Origin of the sequence: Klebsiella sp. CN_Kp106 (genome assembly GCF_040064575.1) — a bacterium.
Lineage (GTDB): Bacteria > Pseudomonadota > Gammaproteobacteria > Enterobacterales > Enterobacteriaceae > Klebsiella > Klebsiella michiganensis.
The window spans coordinates 22,558-40,214 of sequence record NZ_JBEAIG010000048.1; the positions used below are offsets into that span (position 1 = coordinate 22,558).

21 protein-coding genes and 1 tRNA gene are annotated in these 17,657 nt (G+C 62.2%); 19 read left to right on the forward strand and 3 right to left on the reverse strand.

What is annotated here, in order from left to right; translation table 11 throughout:
* The 17 genes from ABLU96_RS14400 (at nucleotide 1) to cobT (ending at nucleotide 13,445) form a co-directional block, all read left to right on the forward strand.
* Entirely contained in the window at nucleotides 1-633 is a 633-nt protein-coding gene (locus tag ABLU96_RS14400) for a cobalt-precorrin-8 methylmutase (protein WP_046876761.1), read from the forward strand.
* A complete protein-coding gene (gene cbiD, locus ABLU96_RS14405) occupies nucleotides 630-1,769 on the forward strand; it encodes a cobalt-precorrin-5B (C(1))-methyltransferase CbiD (protein WP_064404156.1) in 1,140 nt (379 codons plus the stop codon). The genes ABLU96_RS14400 and cbiD overlap by 4 nt, the downstream gene beginning before the upstream one ends.
* Nucleotides 1,763-2,368 carry a cobalt-precorrin-7 (C(5))-methyltransferase gene (locus tag ABLU96_RS14410; RefSeq protein WP_025107434.1) on the forward strand — a complete coding sequence of 202 codons (606 nt, stop codon included), beginning with the start codon at nucleotides 1,763-1,765 and terminating at the stop codon, nucleotides 2,366-2,368. Before cbiD ends, ABLU96_RS14410 begins: the two co-directional genes overlap by 7 nt.
* Nucleotides 2,358-2,927, forward strand: coding sequence for a decarboxylating cobalt-precorrin-6B (C(15))-methyltransferase (locus tag ABLU96_RS14415; protein WP_014839401.1), 570 nt, complete (start codon nucleotides 2,358-2,360; stop codon nucleotides 2,925-2,927). The genes ABLU96_RS14410 and ABLU96_RS14415 overlap by 11 nt, the downstream gene beginning before the upstream one ends.
* Entirely contained in the window at nucleotides 2,920-3,693 is a 774-nt protein-coding gene (locus ABLU96_RS14420; RefSeq protein WP_014226631.1) for a cobalt-precorrin-4 methyltransferase, read from the forward strand. The genes ABLU96_RS14415 and ABLU96_RS14420 overlap by 8 nt, the downstream gene beginning before the upstream one ends.
* Nucleotides 3,674-4,729 (forward strand): cobalt-precorrin 5A hydrolase, encoded by a 1,056-nt coding sequence (cbiG, locus tag ABLU96_RS14425; protein ID WP_014226630.1) that lies wholly within the window; start codon nucleotides 3,674-3,676, stop codon nucleotides 4,727-4,729. The genes ABLU96_RS14420 and cbiG overlap by 20 nt, the downstream gene beginning before the upstream one ends.
* A complete protein-coding gene (locus ABLU96_RS14430; RefSeq protein ID WP_004105101.1) occupies nucleotides 4,729-5,454 on the forward strand; it encodes a precorrin-3B C(17)-methyltransferase in 726 nt (241 codons plus the stop codon). Before cbiG ends, ABLU96_RS14430 begins: the two co-directional genes overlap by 1 nt.
* The gene (locus ABLU96_RS14435) at nucleotides 5,451-6,236 is read left to right on the forward strand and encodes a cobalt-precorrin-6A reductase (RefSeq protein WP_064404154.1); all 786 of its coding nucleotides are present in this window, start codon (nucleotides 5,451-5,453) and stop codon (nucleotides 6,234-6,236) included. Before ABLU96_RS14430 ends, ABLU96_RS14435 begins: the two co-directional genes overlap by 4 nt.
* A gap of 10 nt (nucleotides 6,237-6,246) precedes the next feature.
* On the forward strand, nucleotides 6,247-7,041 hold the full coding sequence (locus ABLU96_RS14440; protein WP_064404152.1) for a sirohydrochlorin cobaltochelatase: 795 nt from the start codon (nucleotides 6,247-6,249) through the stop codon (nucleotides 7,039-7,041).
* Nucleotides 7,038-7,751 carry a cobalt-factor II C(20)-methyltransferase gene (locus ABLU96_RS14445; protein ID WP_032751062.1) on the forward strand — a complete coding sequence of 238 codons (714 nt, stop codon included), beginning with the start codon at nucleotides 7,038-7,040 and terminating at the stop codon, nucleotides 7,749-7,751. Before ABLU96_RS14440 ends, ABLU96_RS14445 begins: the two co-directional genes overlap by 4 nt.
* Entirely contained in the window at nucleotides 7,748-8,485 is a 738-nt protein-coding gene (gene cbiM / locus ABLU96_RS14450) for a cobalt ECF transporter S component CbiM (protein ID WP_046876765.1), read from the forward strand. Before ABLU96_RS14445 ends, cbiM begins: the two co-directional genes overlap by 4 nt.
* A gap of 1 nt (nucleotide 8,486) precedes the next feature.
* The gene (locus ABLU96_RS14455; protein WP_004105092.1) at nucleotides 8,487-8,768 is read left to right on the forward strand and encodes an energy-coupling factor ABC transporter substrate-binding protein; all 282 of its coding nucleotides are present in this window, start codon (nucleotides 8,487-8,489) and stop codon (nucleotides 8,766-8,768) included.
* The gene (locus ABLU96_RS14460; protein WP_064404151.1) at nucleotides 8,755-9,432 is read left to right on the forward strand and encodes an energy-coupling factor ABC transporter transmembrane protein; all 678 of its coding nucleotides are present in this window, start codon (nucleotides 8,755-8,757) and stop codon (nucleotides 9,430-9,432) included. Before ABLU96_RS14455 ends, ABLU96_RS14460 begins: the two co-directional genes overlap by 14 nt.
* A gap of 8 nt (nucleotides 9,433-9,440) precedes the next feature.
* Entirely contained in the window at nucleotides 9,441-10,256 is an 816-nt protein-coding gene (locus tag ABLU96_RS14465; RefSeq protein WP_025107439.1) for an energy-coupling factor ABC transporter ATP-binding protein, read from the forward strand.
* Nucleotides 10,253-11,776, forward strand: a complete 1,524-nt coding sequence (locus ABLU96_RS14470; protein WP_046876766.1) for a cobyric acid synthase — start codon at nucleotides 10,253-10,255, stop codon at nucleotides 11,774-11,776. The genes ABLU96_RS14465 and ABLU96_RS14470 overlap by 4 nt, the downstream gene beginning before the upstream one ends.
* On the forward strand, nucleotides 11,770-12,315 hold the full coding sequence (gene cobU, locus ABLU96_RS14475; RefSeq protein ID WP_004853703.1) for a bifunctional adenosylcobinamide kinase/adenosylcobinamide-phosphate guanylyltransferase: 546 nt from the start codon (nucleotides 11,770-11,772) through the stop codon (nucleotides 12,313-12,315). The genes ABLU96_RS14470 and cobU overlap by 7 nt, the downstream gene beginning before the upstream one ends.
* 74 nt (nucleotides 12,316-12,389) lie before the next feature.
* A complete protein-coding gene (cobT, locus tag ABLU96_RS14480; protein WP_004853701.1) occupies nucleotides 12,390-13,445 on the forward strand; it encodes a nicotinate-nucleotide--dimethylbenzimidazole phosphoribosyltransferase in 1,056 nt (351 codons plus the stop codon).
* Nucleotides 13,446-13,544: 99 nt separating this feature from the next.
* On the opposite strand, the gene ABLU96_RS14485 is transcribed toward cobT, so the two are convergent.
* Nucleotides 13,545-13,621: transfer RNA gene (locus tag ABLU96_RS14485), tRNA-Met, on the reverse strand.
* A 211-nt stretch (nucleotides 13,622-13,832) separates the two neighbouring features.
* Between ABLU96_RS14485 and mltA the strand changes: the two genes are divergently transcribed.
* Nucleotides 13,833-14,930: a murein transglycosylase A gene (mltA, locus tag ABLU96_RS14490; RefSeq protein ID WP_064404150.1), complete on the forward strand. Its 1,098-nt coding sequence runs from the start codon at nucleotides 13,833-13,835 to the stop codon at nucleotides 14,928-14,930.
* A gap of 114 nt (nucleotides 14,931-15,044) precedes the next feature.
* Complete coding sequence (gene tcdA, locus ABLU96_RS14495; RefSeq protein WP_009651598.1) at nucleotides 15,045-15,854, forward strand: tRNA cyclic N6-threonylcarbamoyladenosine(37) synthase TcdA; 810 nt, start codon at nucleotides 15,045-15,047, stop codon at nucleotides 15,852-15,854.
* Nucleotides 15,855-15,976: 122 nt separating this feature from the next.
* On the opposite strand, the gene csdE is transcribed toward tcdA, so the two are convergent.
* Both csdE and csdA read right to left on the reverse strand, forming a co-directional pair.
* Nucleotides 15,977-16,408 carry a cysteine desulfurase sulfur acceptor subunit CsdE gene (gene csdE, locus ABLU96_RS14500; protein ID WP_064404147.1) on the reverse strand — a complete coding sequence of 144 codons (432 nt, stop codon included), beginning with the start codon at nucleotides 16,406-16,408 and terminating at the stop codon, nucleotides 15,977-15,979.
* Nucleotides 16,408-17,613: a cysteine desulfurase CsdA gene (gene csdA, locus ABLU96_RS14505; RefSeq protein WP_049071123.1), complete on the reverse strand. Its 1,206-nt coding sequence runs from the start codon at nucleotides 17,611-17,613 to the stop codon at nucleotides 16,408-16,410. The genes csdE and csdA overlap by 1 nt, the downstream gene beginning before the upstream one ends.
* Between the last annotated feature and the right edge of the window lie 44 nt (nucleotides 17,614-17,657).

Sequence of the window (17,657 nt, forward strand, 5' to 3'; positions counted from 1 at the left end):
ATGCACTATATCCAGCAACCGCAGGCGATTGAGGCGAAAAGCTTCGACATTATTGGCGATATTATTGCGCAGACCCGCCCGGACTACCGCTTTGCCAGCCCGCTGCACGAAGCCATTATCAAGCGGGTGATCCACACCACCGCTGATTTTGACTGGCTGGATATCCTGTGGTTTTCGCCCGACGTGCTTCCGCGCTTGAGCGCCGCCCTGAGCCAGCCCTGCACGCTTTATACCGATACCACCATGGCCCTGTCCGGGATCAATAAAACCCTGCTGGCGAAATTCGGCGGCGAGTGCCGCTGCTATATCAGCGATCCGCGGGTGGTGGCGGAGGCCAAAGCGCAGGGGATGACCCGCTCGATGGCGGCGGTTGATATCGCGGTCGCCGAAGAGGGCGAGAAGGTGTTTGTTTTCGGCAATGCGCCCACCGCGCTGTTTCGTCTGCTGGAGCATGACGTCGCGGCCAACGGCGTGATTGGCGTGCCGGTCGGTTTCGTCGGCGCGGCGGAGTCGAAAGAGGCCCTGACGCAGAGCGGCCTGCCGGGCATCGCCGCGCTGGGTCGTAAAGGCGGCAGCAACGTCGCCGCCGCCATCGTCAACGCCATTTTGTACCACTTACAGGGGGCGCGATGAGCGAGCAATCCTTTGACGCCCCGGTATGGCACAACGGCAAGGCGCTGCGCAAAGGCTATACCACCGGATCCTGCGCCACGGCGGCAGCAAAGGTCGCGGCGCTGATGGTGATGCGTCAGCATCTGATTCATCAGGTCTCCATTGTCACCCCTTCCGGCGTCACTCTGTGCCTTAACGTCGAGTCGCCGCACGTTGAAGGGCAGCAGGCGATCGCCGCCATCCGTAAAGACGGCGGCGATGACGTTGACGCCACCCACGGGATGCTGATTTTCGCCCGCGTGACGCTCGACGATTCCGGCGAGATTACCCTGCGCGGCGGCGAAGGCGTCGGCACGGTCACCCGCAAAGGGATCGGCCTGCCCATCGGCAGCCCGGCGATTAACCGCACCCCGCGCCACACCATCGAGTCGGCGGTGCGCGAGGCGATTGGCCCGTCGCGCGGGGCGACGGTAGAGATTTTCGCCCCGGAAGGCGAGGCGCGGGCGCAGAAAACCTATAACTCGCGGCTGGGGATTCTGGGCGGCATCTCGATTATCGGCACCACCGGTATCGTGACGCCGATGTCGGAGGAGAGCTGGAAGCGTTCGCTGTCGCTGGAGCTGGAAATTAAGCGCGCGGCGGGGCTGGAGCGGGTAGTGCTGGTGCCGGGCAACCACGGCGAGCGCTTTGTACGCGAGCAGATGGGCATCGACTCGCAGGTGGTGGTCACCATGAGCAACTTCGTCGGCTACATGATTGAAGAGGCCGTGCGCCTGGGGTTCCGCCAGATCGTGCTGATTGGCCATCCCGGCAAGCTGATTAAAGTCGCCGCCGGGATCTTCCACACCCACAGCCATATCGCCGATGCGCGGATGGAAACCCTGGTCGCGCATCTGGCGCTGCTGGGCGCGCCGCTGGCGCTGCTGCAGCTGGTGAGCGAATGCGATACCACCGAAGCGGCGATGGAGCACATCGACGCGTACGGTTTTCAGCATATCTATCACCATCTTGCCGAACGCATCTGCCTGCGGGTGATGCAGATGCTGCGCTTTACCAAAACGCCGCCCGTCTGCGACGCCATCATGTTCTCCTTTGATAACAAGGTCCTCGGCAGCAATCGCCCGATCGCCGAGATTGCGCGGGAGATGTCATGTTAACGGTCGTCGGCATGGGCCCGTCAGGCCTGCATCTGATGACGCCGGCGGCGCGGGACGCGGTCGCCAGCGCGGACGCGCTGGTGGGCGGCAAGCGGCATTTACAGCAGTTCCCAGAGTTTGACGGCGAACGGTTTGCGCTGGGCGCCAATATTGCCGAACTGCTGGTATGGCTCGGCGAACGCGAAGCGCAGAAGGTGGTGGTGCTGGCCTCCGGCGACCCGCTGTTTTACGGCATCGGTACGCGGCTGATAGCCCACTTTGGCATCGAGCGCGTGCGCATTATCCCCGGCATCAGCGCGGTGCAGTATCTCTGCGCGAAGGCCGGTATCGATATGAACGATATCTGGCTGACCAGCAGCCACGGGCGGGACGTCTGTTTTGATGAGCTGGCTCGCCAGCGCAAGGTGGCGATGGTGACCGACGGGCGCTGCGGGCCGCGGGAAATCGCCGCCCAGCTGGCGGCGCGGGGTAAAGGGTATCGCTGGATGGTGATTGGCGAAAATCTGGCGATGGATAATGAGCGGATCCGCTGGCTACCGGTCAGTGAGGTCGACGGCGAATATGAGATGAACGCGGTGGTGATCCTCGATGAAAGATGAGCTTTTTCTGCGCGGCGAGAAGGTGCCGATGACCAAAGAGGCGGTTCGCGCGCTGGCGCTGGCCAAACTTGAGCTACACCGGGCAAGCCACCTGATTGATATCGGCGCCGGTACCGGCAGCGTGTCGATTGAGGCGGCGCTGCAGTACCCCTCGCTGCAGGTAACGGCGGTCGAACGCAATCCCGCGGCCCTGCAGCTGCTGGACGAAAACCGCCAGCATTTCGCCTGCGGCAACATTGAGATCCTGCCCGGCGAAGCGCCGATGGTGATCACCGAGCGGGCCGACGCCATTTTTATGGGCGGCAGCGGCGGCCGCCTCGACGAGCTCATTGACTGGTCGTGGCAGCAGCTCTACCCCGGCGGTCGCCTGGTGATGACCTTTATCCTGCAGGAGAACCTGAACGCCGCTCTCGACTATCTGCGGCTGAAGGGAATCGAACAGGTTGATTGCCTGCAGCTAAACGTTTCATCGCTGACCGCGCTGGGCAGCGGCCACTATTTCAAACCGAATAATCCCGTTTTTGTTATCGCCTGTCAGAAGGAAGAAAACCATGGCTGAGACATTTGACCCCCGTTGTGTGTGGTTCGTTGGCGCAGGGCCGGGCGACCGTGAGCTGATTACCCTCAAGGGCTACCGCTTGCTCCAGCAGGCCCAGGTGGTGATCTACGCCGGGTCGCTGATAAACACCGCGCTGCTGGAGTACTGTCCGCCCGGCGCCGAGTGTCACGACAGCGCCGAACTGCATCTGGCGCAAATTCTCGACCTGATGGAAGCCGGCGTTAAAGCCGGGAAAACGGTGGTGCGTTTACAGACCGGGGACGTGTCGCTGTACGGCTCGGTCCGCGAGCAGGGCGAAGAGCTGACCAAACGCGGCATCGACTGGCAGGTGGTGCCGGGCGTCAGCGCGTTTCTGGGCGCCGCGGCGGAGCTTGGCGTCGAATACACCGTCCCGGAAGTCTCCCAGAGCCTGATTATTACCCGCCTTGAAGGGCGCACGCCGGTACCCGAGCGCGAGCAGCTTGAGTCGTTTGCCAGCCACCAGACCTCGATGGCGATTTACCTTTCCGTACAGCGCATTCACCGGGTGGCGGAGCGCCTGATGGAAGGCGGCTACCCGGCAACCACGCCGGTGGCGGTGATCTACAAAGCGACCTGGCCGGAAAGCCAGACCGTACGCGGTACCCTGGCGGATATCGGCGACAAGGTGCGCGAGGCGGGGATCCGCAAAACGGCGCTCATTCTGGTCGGGAATTTCCTGGGCTCTGAGTATCACTACTCAAAACTCTACGCGGCGGACTTTAGCCATGAATACCGTAAAGCCTGAATCAATCGCGCTTTTCTGCCTGACCCCTGGCGGCGTGCGGCTGGCGAAACGGCTGGCGGCGATGCTGCCGTTAACCTGCTTTACCAGCGAGAAGCTGCTGGAAGAGGGGTTTCTCCCCTTTGAAAACGGTTTTGCCAGCGCCGCGCGCGAGGCCTTCAGCAGCTATTCGGCGCTGATTTTCATCGGCGCCACCGGGATCGCGGTACGCGTACTGGCCCCGCTGGTGAATGACAAGTTCAGCGACCCGGCGGTGGTGGTGATTGACGAGCGCGGCCAGCACGTTATTAGCCTGCTTTCCGGCCACGCGGGGGGCGCGAATGCCCTCAGCCGCTATCTGGCCGGGATGCTCGGCGCCGACCCGGTGATCACCACCGCCACCGACGTCAACGAGATGGCGGCGCTGGATACCCTGGCATTCCAGCTTAATGCCCGGATGAGCGACTTCCGCGCGGCGGTGAAAACCGTCAACCAGATGCTGGTCAGCCAGCAGCGCGTCGGCCTGTGGTGGGACGACGAACTGGATGAAGACGTCAGCCGCTGCGACCGGCGGGGATTTATCACCGTGACCGATCTGCACCAGCTTCCCGAGCTGGACGCGCTGGTCTGCGTCACGCTGCGCAACGAGCTGCCGGCCATCGCCGTGCCGCACTGGAAGCTGGTGCCGCAGCGGGTGGTCGCCGGAATTGGCTGCCGTCGCGATACGCCATTCCCGCTGTTAGCAGCGCTGCTGGCGCGCCAGCTTGAGGCGCAGCGCCTGGATCCGCTGGCGCTGAAAGCCATCGGCAGCGTGACGCTGAAGAAGCACGAGCAGGGGCTGATTCAGCTGGCCTCCTGCTGTCGCGTACCGTTCGAAACCTTTCCCGCTGATGCGCTGCGCGAGCATGAGCACCATTTTCCCGCCTCATCGTTCGTCAGAAAAACCGTCGGCGTGGGGAGCGTATCCGGCCCGGCGGCCTGGCTGCTGAGCCATGGGCAACTGTTGGGCGAAACCCTGCGCGAACAGGGCGTCACTATCACTTTGGGAGTTTCACACTGATGTTAAGCGTAATCGGAATCGGCCCTGGCTCGCAGTCCATGATGACCATGGAGGCCATTGAAGCGCTGCAGGCGGCGGAAATCGTCGTTGGCTATAAAACCTACACGCACCTGGTGAAAGCCTTTACCGGCGATAAGCAGGTGATCAAAACCGGCATGTGCAAAGAGATTGAGCGCTGCCAGGCGGCGATTGAGCTGGCGCAGGCCGGGCATAACGTGGCGCTGATCAGCAGCGGCGACGCCGGTATTTACGGCATGGCCGGACTGGTGCTTGAGCTGGTCAGCAAGCAGAAGCTGGATGTGGAAGTCCGCCTGATCCCGGGGATGACCGCCAGCATCGCCGCCGCCTCGCTGCTGGGCGCGCCGCTGATGCACGACTTCTGCCATATCAGCCTCAGCGACCTGCTGACACCGTGGCCGGTGATTGAAAAGCGTATTGTCGCCGCCGGGGAAGCCGACTTCGTGATCTGTTTTTACAATCCGCGCAGCCGCGGCCGCGAGGGCCATCTGGCGCGCGCCTTTGAGCTGCTGTCGGCCAGCAAAAGCGCGCAGACTCCGGTGGGGGTCGTGAAGTCCGCCGGACGTAAAAAACAGGAGAAATGGCTGACCACCCTGGGGGAGATGGATTTTGCACCGGTCGATATGACCAGCCTGGTGATCGTTGGCAACAAAGCGACGTATATCCAGGATGGCCTGATGATCACCCCACGAGGCTACGTGCTGTGAGCCACGGCGAGGTGCTGGTGATGGGCGGAACCAGCGACGCGCGGGCGCTGTGCCAGCAGCTTGACGCGGCGCAGGTTAAATACACCCTGTCGGTGGCGACGCCCACCGGCCAGCAGCTGGCGGGAGACATTCGCGGCCAGGTGCGCTGCGGGCGTCTCGAGCTGGAGGAGATGATCGCCTGGCTGAAGGTTAACCGGACCCGCTGGGTGATCGATGCTTCGCACCCCTACGCCGAAGCGGTGAGCCGCAATATCGTCCGGGCCTGCGAAACCGCCGGCGTGCTGCTGAGCCGCTATCAGCGCCCTGAACAGCTGAGCGGCCTGACGCATCCGCTGCTCTATACCGTGGAGAGCATTGAACAGGCCTGCGAGGTGGCGCGGCGCTTCGGCCAGCGCGTGCTGCTCACCACCGGAAGCAAAGATCTGGCGCGCTGGCGGGCGGGATTAGGCGAAAAAACGCTGCTGGCCCGGGTGTTGCCGGTCGCCGATGTCATCGCCCAGTGCGCCGGACTGGGGTTCGGCGTTGGCGAGATCTTCGCCCTGTGCGGGCCGTTCAGCGCCGAGTTCAACGCCGCTTTCTACCGCCAGTGCCGGGCCGATGTGGTGATCACTAAGGCCTCCGGCGCCGAAGGCGGCTATCAGGAAAAAGTACAACCCTGTCTGGATGCCGGTATCCCCTGCATCGTGATTACGCGCCCGGCACCGCTGGTGACCGGTGAAGAATTACTGGAAAGTCAGGCTGCCTTTGCCCGGCGCTTAGCGCGCTGGCTGGCCGCTGCTTAAGGAGTCCGAAATGAAAAAAGCGCTTCTGGTGGTCAGTTTTGGCACCAGCTATCCCGACACCTGTGAAAAGAATATCGTCGCCTGCGAGCGCGAGCTGGCGGCCAGCTGCCCGGACCGCGACACCTTTCGCGCCTTCACCTCCGGGATGATTATCCGCAAGCTCAAGCAGCGCGACGGTATCGAGATTGATACGCCGCTGCAGGCGTTGCAGAAGCTGGCCGAGCAGGGCTACCAGGATGTGGCGATTCAGTCGCTGCACATTATCAACGGCGATGAATATGAAAAGATCGTCCGTGAAGTGCAAAGCCTGCGCCCGCTGTTCCTCCGCCTGACGCTGGGGGCGCCGCTGCTGAGCAGCCATAATGATTATGTCCAGCTGATGCAGGCGCTGCGCCAGCAGATGCCGCCGATTGCCGCCGATGAAACGGTGGTCTTTATGGGCCACGGCGCCAGCCATCACGCTTTCGCCGCCTACGCCTGTCTGGACCATATGATGACGGCGAAGGGGTTTCCGGCGCGGGTCGGCGCGGTCGAGAGCTATCCGGAAGTCGATATTCTTATCGACAGCCTGCGCTGGCAGGGGGTGAAGGGCGTGCACCTGATGCCGCTGATGCTGGTGGCCGGCGATCACGCCATTAACGATATGGCCTCGGACGAAGAGGACTCCTGGAAAACGCTGTTCAACGCCGCCGGTATCACGGCGACGCCGTGGCTGAACGGGCTGGGAGAGAATCCGGCGGTGCGCGCAATGTTCGTCGCTCACCTGCAGCAGGCGCTGAGCCTGGCGATGGAGGAGGCGGCATGAGCGGCAAACTGTATGCCCTGAGTACCGGCCCTGGCGCCGCCGACCTGATCACCGTGCGCGCGGCGCGGGTGCTGGGCAAGCTGGACATTCTCTACGCGCCCGCCGGACGTAAAGGCGGCGACAGCCTCGCGCTCTCCATCGTGCGGGAGTATATCGGCGAACGGACCGAAGTGCGCTGCTGCCATTTCCCGATGAGCGCCGACAGCGCGGAAAAAGAGGCGGTATGGGATGAGGTCGCCGCCGCGCTGGTGCAGGAAGTGGAGGCGGGCAAGCAGGTCGGGTTTATTACCCTCGGCGACGCCATGCTGTTCAGCACCTGGGTGTTCTTACTCCAGCGTATCGGCAGCCCGGAGTGGCTGGAGATTGTTCCCGGCGTCACCTCTTTCGCCGCCATTGCCGCGCGTTCAAAAACGCCGCTGGCCATGGAGCAGCAGTCGCTGGCGGTGATCTCCTGCACCGCGCCGGAAACGGAAATCGAGCAGGCGCTGCGCCAGCATGAAAGCCTGGTGCTGATGAAAGTGTACGGGCGGTTTCCCCGCATCAAAGCGCTGCTGGCGAAAAACGGTCTGCTGGATGCCGCGCTGATGATGTCCGAAGCCACGCTGCCGGGCGAGCAGTGCTGGCGCCATCTCCGTGACGTCAGCGACGACCAGCCGCTGCCCTATTTCTCGACCATTCTGGTCAATAAACAGTGGGAGTATGCAGAATGAAACTTGAACAACAGCTAAAACAGCTGTCTTTCAGCGGGTTAGCTGCGGCGCTATTGCTGATAGTGGTACCCGAAAAGGCTTTCGCGATGCACATTATGGAGGGGTTTTTACCGCCGATGTGGGCCCTGGCATGGTGGCTGCTGTTTTTACCCTGCCTGTGGTACGGGCTGGTGCGCCTGCGCCGCATCGTGCAGGAAGATAACAACCAGAAGGTGCTGCTGGCGCTGTGCGGGGCGTTTATTTTTGTCCTCTCGGCGCTGAAAATTCCTTCCGTGACCGGTAGCTGTTCGCACCCGACCGGCGTCGGCCTGGCGGTGATTCTCTTCGGGCCTGGCGTGGTGGCGATCCTTGGCGCCATCGTGCTGCTGTTCCAGGCGCTGCTGCTAGCGCACGGCGGGCTGACGACGCTCGGCGCGAACGGGATGTCGATGGCGGTAATCGGGCCGGTGGTCGGCTATATGGTGTGGAAAATGGCCTGCCGCGCGGGCCTTCGCCGCGATGTCGGGGTGTTTCTCTGCGCGATGCTGGCGGATCTGGTGACCTACTTTGTCACCTCCGTACAGCTCGGCGTGGCCTTCCCGGATCCGACCGCCGGCGCGACCGGATCGATCGTCAAGTTTATGGGGATCTTCTGCCTGACCCAGATCCCGATCGCCATTGCTGAAGGACTGTTAACCGTCATGATCTACGACCAGTTGACCAAACGTCAGCTGATTACCGCACAGGGGCATTAACATGAAAAAGACGCTGATATTGTTCGCCATGGTGGTGGCGCTGGTGATCCTGCCGTTCTTTGTCGATCACGGCGGCGAGTTTGGCGGTTCGGACGGCGAGGCGGAGAGCCAGATTCAGGTGGTCGCACCGCATTATGAGCCGTGGTTCCAGCCGCTGTACGAACCGGCGAGTGGAGAAATTGAGAGCCTGCTGTTTACGCTCCAGGGCTCCCTCGGCGCGGCGGTGATTTTCTATATTCTGGGCTACAGCAAAGGCAGACAGCGCCGTGATGACCGGGTTTGACCGACTTAGCTATCAGAGCCGCTGGTTTCACGTCGCGCCGGAGCGCAAGTTCCTGTTCTGGCTGCTGCTGATGGTGCTGGCCTTTACCCTGCCTCCGCTGGGGCAGGGTATCGAAATGGCGCTGATTGCCGTCTTAACCTGCTGGCTGCTGCGGGTCTCGCCGTGGCGCTGGTGCCGCTGGATGGCGCTGCCGTTTGGCTTCCTGCTGATCGGCGTGCTGACCATTCTGTTTAGCGTCAGCCGCAATCCGCAGGATCTGCTGGTGAGCCTGCCGCTGGGCAGCGTATGGCTGGGCATTACGTCGGAGGGGCTGACGACCGCCAGTCAGACCTTCTGGCGCAGCCTGGTGGCGCTGGCGTCCACCTTCTGGCTGGTGCTGAATCTGCCGTTCCCGCAGCTTATTGTGCTGCTCAAGCGCGGGCGGGTGCCGCGGCTGCTGACCGAGCAAATCCTGCTGACCTGGCGCTTTATTTTTATTCTGTTAGACGAAGCGCTGGCGATTCATCGTGCGCAAACATTACGTTTTGGCTACCGTAGCGTGCCGAAGGGCTATCGTTCGCTGGCGATGCTGGTAGGGCTGCTGTTTACCCGGGTGATGATCCGCTACCAGCAGATGAGCACCACGCTGGATATCAAACTGTATCAGGGTGACTTTCACCTCTAAGGATAAGTATGCTTGCCACGACCGATCTCTGGTTTCGCTATCAGGACGAGCCGGTGCTGAAGGGGCTGACGCTGGATTTTTCCCGTCACGCGGTGACCGGACTGGTGGGGGCGAACGGCTGCGGAAAATCCACGCTGTTTATGAACCTGAGCGGTCTGCTGCGCCCGCAGAGCGGGGCGGTGCTGTGGCAGGGAAAACCGCTGGACTACAGCAAACGCGGCCTGCTGGCGCTGCGTCAGCAGGTGGCGACCGTTTTTCAGGACCCGGACCAGCAGATTTTCTATACCGATATCGACAGCGATATCGCCTTTAGCCTGCGTAACCTGGGGGTTGCGGAAGAGGAAATTGCCCGCCGGGTGGACGATGCCCTGACTCTCGTCGATGCCCAGGGGTTTCGTCACCAGCCGATTCAGTGCCTGAGCCACGGGCAGAAAAAGCGCGTGGCGATAGCCGGCGCGCTGGTGCTGCAGGCGCGCTATTTACTGCTCGACGAGCCGACGGCGGGGCTCGATCCCTCGGGGCGCGCGCAGATGATCGACATCATTAAGCGCATTGCCGATCGGGGCAACCACGTGGCGATCTCCAGCCACGACATCGATCTGATCTATGAAATCAGCGATGCGGTTTACGTGTTACGCCGCGGCGAAGTGCTGGCGCACGGCGAACCCGGGGAGGTGTTTGCCCGCAGCGAACTGATGGCCCAGGCCGGGCTAACCCAGCCGTGGCTGGTGAAACTGCACGCGCAGCTCGGGCTGCCGCTGTGTAAAACCGAAGAAGAATTTTTTACGCGGATGCGAAGCAACGCGATGAAGGAGGCGTCATGACGCTGGCAATTATGTTACAGGGCACCGCTTCCGACGTCGGCAAAAGCGTGCTGGTCGCGGGGCTGTGCCGCATCTTTTATCAGGACGGGCAGCGCACCGCGCCGTTTAAATCGCAGAATATGGCGCTTAATTCCGGTATCACGCCGGATGGCAAAGAGATGGGCCGCGCGCAGATTTTCCAGGCCGAAGCGGCGGGCATTACCCCGGATGTGCGCATGAACCCGGTGCTGCTTAAGCCAACCAGCGACCGTAAAGCGCAGGTGGTGCTGATGGGCAAAGTGGCGACCGATATGGACGCGGTGAGCTATCACGAATACAAGCCGCGCCTGCGGGAACAGATCCTCGCGGTTTATAACAGCCTGGCCGCCGAACATGATGTACTGGTGCTGGAAGGGGCGGGCAGTCCGGCGGAGATCAACCTGCGCGATCGCGACATCGTCAATATGGGCATGGCCGAGATGGCCCAGTGCCCGGTGATCCTCGTGGCGGATATCGATCGCGGCGGCGTATTCGCCTCCATCTACGGCACGCTCGCGCTGCTGCACGATCGCGAGCGCGCGCGGGTCAAAGGGGTGATTATCAATAAATTTCGCGGCGACGTGGCGCTGCTGTATTCCGGGATCGAGCAGATAGAAGCGCTCACCGGCGTCCCGGTGCTCGGCGTCATGCCGTGGCTGGAGGTCGATCTTGAAGATGAGGACGGCGTCGCGCTGCAAAAAGGGAAATATCTGCGTACCGACAGGCGCGATATTGAGATTGCCGTGATTCAGGTGCCGCACATTTCTAATTTTACCGATTTCAACGCGCTGGCGGCGCAGCCGGACGTCCGCGTTCGCTATGTTCGCCAGCCCCAGGAGCTGGCGGGCGTGGATATGATTATCCTGCCGGGCAGTAAAAATACGCTCGGCGACCTGGGCTGGCTGCGCGAGAGCGGCATGGCGCACGCGGTACTGCAGGCCCGGCGTCAGGGCGTACCGGTGCTGGGGATCTGCGGCGGCTACCAGATGCTCGGCGAAACCATCATCGATGAGGTGGAGTCGGGGCTTGGCACCCAGCCGGGGCTGGGGTTGCTCAATACCGTCACCCACTTTGCGCACAGCAAAACGACCACCCAGGTAACGGCGACTCTGGCTCCGGCGCTGCCGGCGTGGCTGGCGGCAACGGCGGGGCTGGCGGTAAGCGGCTACGAAATTCATATGGGCGAAACCGAGCTGCGCGACGGCTGCCGTTCTCTGATGCAATTACATAAAGGCGGCCTGAGCGTGGCGGACGGCGCGGTCAGCGATGACGGCCTGGCGTTTGGCACCTATCTGCACGGCCTGTTCGATAGCGATGCATTTACCCGCGCGCTGGTTAACGGCCTGCGCCAGCGTAAAGGGCTGGCGGCGCTGGATAGCGATTTCGAGTATGCGCAGTATAAATCTCGCCAGTTCGATCTGCTGGCGGACGCGATGCGTCAGCATATTGATATCGAAAAAATCTACGCCATCATGCGCCAACATCAGGAGCCCGTATGCTGACTTTAGTCACCGGCGGGGCGCGCAGCGGTAAAAGCCGCCATGCCGAAGCGCTGATCGCCCATGCGCCGCAGGTACTCTATATCGCCACCTCGCAGATCTTTGATGACGAGATGGCGGCGAGGATCCAGCACCACCGCGACGGCAGGCCCGCGCACTGGCGCACCGCCGAGCGCTGGCAGCAGCTTGATGAACTGATCACCCCGGATATCGCCCCGGAGGAGGCGATTTTGCTGGAATGCATCACCACCATGGTAACCAACCTGCTGTTTGCGCTGGGGGGCGACAGCGCGCCGGACGACTGGGATTATGCGGCGATGGAGCGGGCGATCGACGCCGAAATCGCGGTACTGATTGCCGCCTGCCAGCGCTGCCCGGCCCGCGTGGTGCTGGTGACCAACGAGGTGGGGATGGGGATTGTGCCGGAAAACCGTCTGGCCCGCCATTTCCGCGACATCGCCGGACGCGTTAACCAGCGCCTGGCGGCGGCGGCGGACGAGGTGTGGCTGGTGGTGTCGGGCATTGGCGTAAAAATCAAATAGGCCAGGCGCGCCGTACCGGGCGTTATTCTTCCTGCTGGCTCTGCCATGAGCCAGCCAACAAGACGAGAACCTCTATGCAAAGCTTAACCTCTCTACTGGGCGCGATCCCGGCGCCTGATGAAAGCGCGATGGCGCGCGCCCGGCTTCATATCGACGGCCTGCTGAAGCCGCCCGGAAGCCTTGGACGCCTTGAAGATCTTGCCGTACAGCTGGCGGGCATGCCCGGTCTTGACGGCGTGCCGCAGGTGAAAAAGAAGGCGCTGCTGGTGATGTGCGCCGACCACGGCGTGTGGGACGAAGGGGTCGCCATCTCGCCGAAAGCGGTGACCGCCATTCAGGCGGCGAATATGACGCTGGGTAAAACCGGCGTTTGCGTGCTGGCGGCGCAGGCGGGCGCGAAAATGCACGTGATTGATGTCGGGATCGATGCTGAGCTGATACCGGGCGTTATCAACATGCGCGTGGCGCGCGGCTGCGGCAATATCGCCGTCGGTCCGGCAATGCGCCGCGGCCAGGCGGAAGAGCTGCTGCTGGAGGTGATGCGCTATACCCGAGGGCTGGCGCAGGATGGCGTCACCCTGTTTGGCGTCGGGGAGCTCGGAATGGCCAATACCACCCCGGCGGCGGCGATTGTCAGCGTTCTGACCGGCAGCGATGCCCAGGAGGTGGTCGGGATTGGCGCTAATCTGCCGTTGGCGAAGGTCGCTAATAAAGTGGAAGTGGTGCGCCGGGCTATCGCCGTCAACCGGCCTGACCCGAACGATGGTCTCGACGTGCTGGCGAAAGTAGGTGGTTTTGATTTATTGGGGATGACGGGCGTGATGCTGGGCGCGGCCTCCTGCGGCCTGCCGGTGCTGCTCGATGGCTTCCTCTCCTACGCGGCGGCGCTGGCGGCGTGCCGAATTGCGCCGGAAGTGAAACCCTATCTGATCCCGTCCCACTATTCGGCGGAGAAGGGGGCGCGTACGGCGCTGATGCATCTCGAACTGGAGCCCTACCTGAACATGGGGATGCGCCTGGGCGAAGGCAGCGGCGCGGCGCTGGCGATGCCGATCGTGGAAGCGGCCTGCGCGATGTATCACGAGATGGGCATGCTGGCGGCGAGCAATATTGTGTTGCCGAAGGGCTGAAAAAGGGCCGGGGAGCGGCGCTGCGCCGTTCCCTGAATCAGGTATAAGATTTTGCGCAGCGCAGAAACAAAAAAACACCCTTGAGGGTGTTTATGATGTTGGTTGCGGGGGCCGGATTTGAACCGACGACCTTCGGGTTATGAGCCCGACGAGCTACCAGGCTGCTCCACCCCGCGTCCGTGGAAGCGCACTATACTCCGCTAACGTTTTGATGCAACCCTTTTTGGCAGAAATCATCAATTTTGTAAAAAATGGTGCATATAGAATCACTTCCAGCCTATTTTTTGCGCAAATCTGCCTTTGCGGTGCCGAAGCTCATTTCATTAGCCCTGGGGGTTTGTTATCTTCATCACGCACCCGGGCTTAGCAGCATAAAGAAGAGATACCATGAAAGGACGTTGGGCAAAATACGCAGTAACAGGCGCAATGCTGGCAATGCTGGCCGCCTGTTCCTCAAAACCGACCGATCGCGGTCAGCAGTATAATGAAGGTAAACTCACCCAGCCGTTTTCATTGGTTAACCAACCTGATGCGGTCGGCTCGCCGATCAACGCCGGCGATTTCTCCGAGCAGGTGAGACAGATTCGTAGCGCCTCTCCGCGCCTCTACACCAGCCAGAGCAACGTCTACAATGCGATTCAGGAGTGGCTGCGTTCCGGCGGCGACACCCGCACGCTGAGCCAGTTTGGTATCGACGCCTGGCAGATGCAGGGGACGGATAACTACGGTAACGTCCAGTTTACCGGCTACTACACGCCGGTGGTGCAGGCGCGCCATACTCGCCAGGGCGAGTTCCAGTACCCGATTTACCGGATGCCGCCGAAGCGCGGCAAGCTACCGTCCCGCGCCAGCATCTACGCCGGGACTCTGAGCGACAACTACATTCTGGCCTACAGCAACTCGCTGATGGATAACTTCATCATGGACGTGCAGGGCAGCGGCTACATTGACTTTGGCGACGGCTCGCCGCTGAACTTCTTCAGCTATGCCGGGAAAAACGGCTGGCCGTACTACAGCATCGGTAAAGTGCTGATCGACCGCGGCGAAGTGAAGCGCGAAGATATGTCGATGCAGGCGATCCGCGAATGGGGCGAAAAGCACAGCGAGGCGGAAGTGCGCGAGCTGCTGGAGCAGAACCCGTCGTTCGTCTTCTTTAAACCGCAGTCTTTTGCGCCGGTGAAAGGTGCCAGCGCGGTGCCGCTGATTGGCCGCGCATCGGTGGCTTCCGACCGTTCCATTGTTCCTGCCGGCACCACGCTGCTGGCGGAGGTGCCGCTGCTGGATAATAACGGCAAGTTTAACGGCCAGTACGAGCTGCGTTTAATGGTGGCTCTCGATGTTGGCGGGGCGATTAAAGGCCAGCACTTCGATATTTACCAGGGCATTGGCCCGGATGCCGGGCATCGTGCCGGTTGGTATAACCACTACGGCCGCGTATGGGTGCTGAAAAACGCTCCGGGTGCGGGCAACGTCTTTAGCGGCTAGTACGCCGGTTCTTTTCCCCGGTCGCGCTGCGCTTACCGGGGCTACGGCTGATTTTGTCGCCCGGGTAAGGCGCTTGCGCTGCGACCCGGGAATGTCCACTAATTCTGAGGTTTTATGTCTGTTGTAATCAGCGATGCCTGGCGCCAGCGTTTTGGCGGCACGGCGCGTTTATATGGTGAAAAGGCGCTGCAATGTTTTGCCGACGCGCACGTCTGCGTAGTCGGCATCGGCGGCGTAGGCTCATGGGCGGCGGAAGCGCTGGCGAGAACCGGAATTGGCGCGATTACCCTGATCGATATGGATGATGTCTGCGTGACCAACACCAATCGCCAGATCCACGCCCTTGGCGGCAACGTTGGCCTGGCGAAAGCCGAGGTGATGGCGGAGCGTATTCGCCTGATCAACCCCGAGTGCCGGGTCACGGTGGTGGACGATTTTGTTACCCCGGAAAACGTCGCCGAGTATCTTGGCGTTGGCTTTAGCTACGTGATTGACGCCATCGACAGCGTGCGCCCGAAAGCGGCGCTAATCGCTTACTGTCGTCGCCATAAGGTTCCGCTGGTGACCACCGGCGGCGCGGGCGGGCAAATTGATCCGACGCAAATTCAGGTCGCCGATCTGGCGAAAACCATCCAGGATCCGCTGGCGGCAAAGCTGCGTGAGCGTTTGAAGAGCCAGTTTGGGGTGGTGAAGAACAGCAAAGGTAAGCTCGGCGTGGATTGCGTGTTTTCCACCGAAGCGCTGGTTTATCCGCAGGCGGACGGCAGCGTTTGTGCGATGAAAAGCACCGCTGAGGGGCCGAAGCGAATGGACTGCGCATCCGGCTTTGGCGCCGCGACGATGGTGACCGCGACCTTTGGTTTTGTCGCCGTCTCCCACGCGCTGAAGAAAATGCTGGCGAAGGCGGAGCGGCAGACGGCGTAAATTCCCGGGTCGCGGCGCAGGCGCCTTACCCGGGCTACAAAACTGCGCACCTGTCCGGGCGACAAAACCGCACGAACCCGTAGCCCGGGCAAGGCGCGTCAAGCGCCGCCCCCGGGATGCGCTTAAACCTCGCGGGCGGCGGCGAGCACCGCTTCGCCCAGGGCGCTGAGCCCCTGACTGCGCGAGGCGCTCAGCTGGCCGCGCAGCCCCAGCGCATCAAATAGCGCCAGCGGATCCTGCGCCAGCAGCTCAGCGGCGCTTTTGCCTTCTATGGCGGTCAACAGCACCGCCAGCATGCCGCGCACGATGCGGCCTTCGCTATCGCCGAAGAAATGCAGCTTGCCCTCGGCGTCAACGACGTGCCCCAGCCAGACGCGGTTTTCACAACCGGCAATCTCTTTGGCTCGCGCTTTCAGGTCGTCCGGCAGCGCGGGAAGCTGCTTACCCAGTAAAATCAGCTGGCGGTATTTATCTTCCCACTGGCTGAGCGGGGTAAAGGTCTGCCGTAGAGATGCCTCGGTGATGCGGGTACCAAAAGGGTGAGAAGTCGTCATTAATCCACCAGTATTTCCAGAGCGCGGTCCACGGCGTGCACCAGCGCGTAGACATCGTCTTGCGTGTTATAAGGCGCGAAGGAGGCCCGTAGCGTGCCGCTGACGCCAAGCGCCGCCAGCAGCGGCTGGGCGCAGTGCTGACCGGCGCGCAGCGCGATCCCCGACTCCGCCAGCAGCGTCACCATATCGCTATGGTGAACGCCGTCAAAATCAAACGCCAGCAGGCTGGCGTCCTGGCAGCGGAAGGAGCGGAAGCCCGGACGTTTCGCCAGCTCGTCTTCCGCCAGCGTCGACAGGCCGCGGCTCCAGTTTTCCGCCTGCGCGATGTCCGTCTCCTCCAGCCACTCCAGCGCCGCGCTCAGGCCGATCACCCCGGCGATATTGGGCGTTCCCGCCTCGAAGCGCCAGGGGGCGGGCTGGGTTTTGAAGCCATCGAAGGTGACTTCGGTAATCATTTTTCCGCCGCCGAGCCACGGCGACATCTCCGCCAGCCGTTCGCTTTTGCCATACAGCGCGCCGATGCCGGTCGGCCCGTAGAGCTTATGGCCTGAAAAAGCATAAAAGTCGATATCCAGCGCCTGGACGTCCGCCGGGAAATGCACCGCCCCCTGCGCGCCGTCGACCATCACCACCATCCCGGCAGCGCGGGCCTGGCGTATTGCCAGCGCCAGATCCGGGCAGCCGCCGGTGACGTTGGACATCTGGCCAATCGCCAGCACCCGGCTGCGCGGCGTGATAAGCGCGCCAAGCGCCGCCACGTCCGGCAGGCGGTTGCCCGCCAGCGGCAGCTTCACCACCCGCGCGCCGGTTTGCCCGGCAACCATTAACCACGGCACCAGGTTGGCGTGATGCTCTGCTTCGCTGACGATAATCTCATCGCCGGGTTTCAGGCGCGGGCGCACGTAGCTCTGCGCCACCATATTAATGGCTTCGGTGGTGCCGCGCGTCCAGACGATATCCTGGCCGGAAGGGGCGTTGAGCAGCGTTGCCACCCGTTCGCGCGCGTTTTCATAGCGTTCGGTTAGCTGACGGGCGGTGGCGAACTGGCTGCGGTGGACGTTACCGGCGCTAAGGCGATAGAACTGGTCGCTGGCCTCAATGACCGCCAGCGGTTTGAGGGTTGTCGCGGCGCTATCAAGATAGACGCCGGCGTCGGCCAGCGCCGGGAACTGGGCGCGAAATTGGACGGGGTTGAATGCGTTCATGAGATTCCTCGTATCGATATCAGGATCGTCGCGCAAATCGGCGG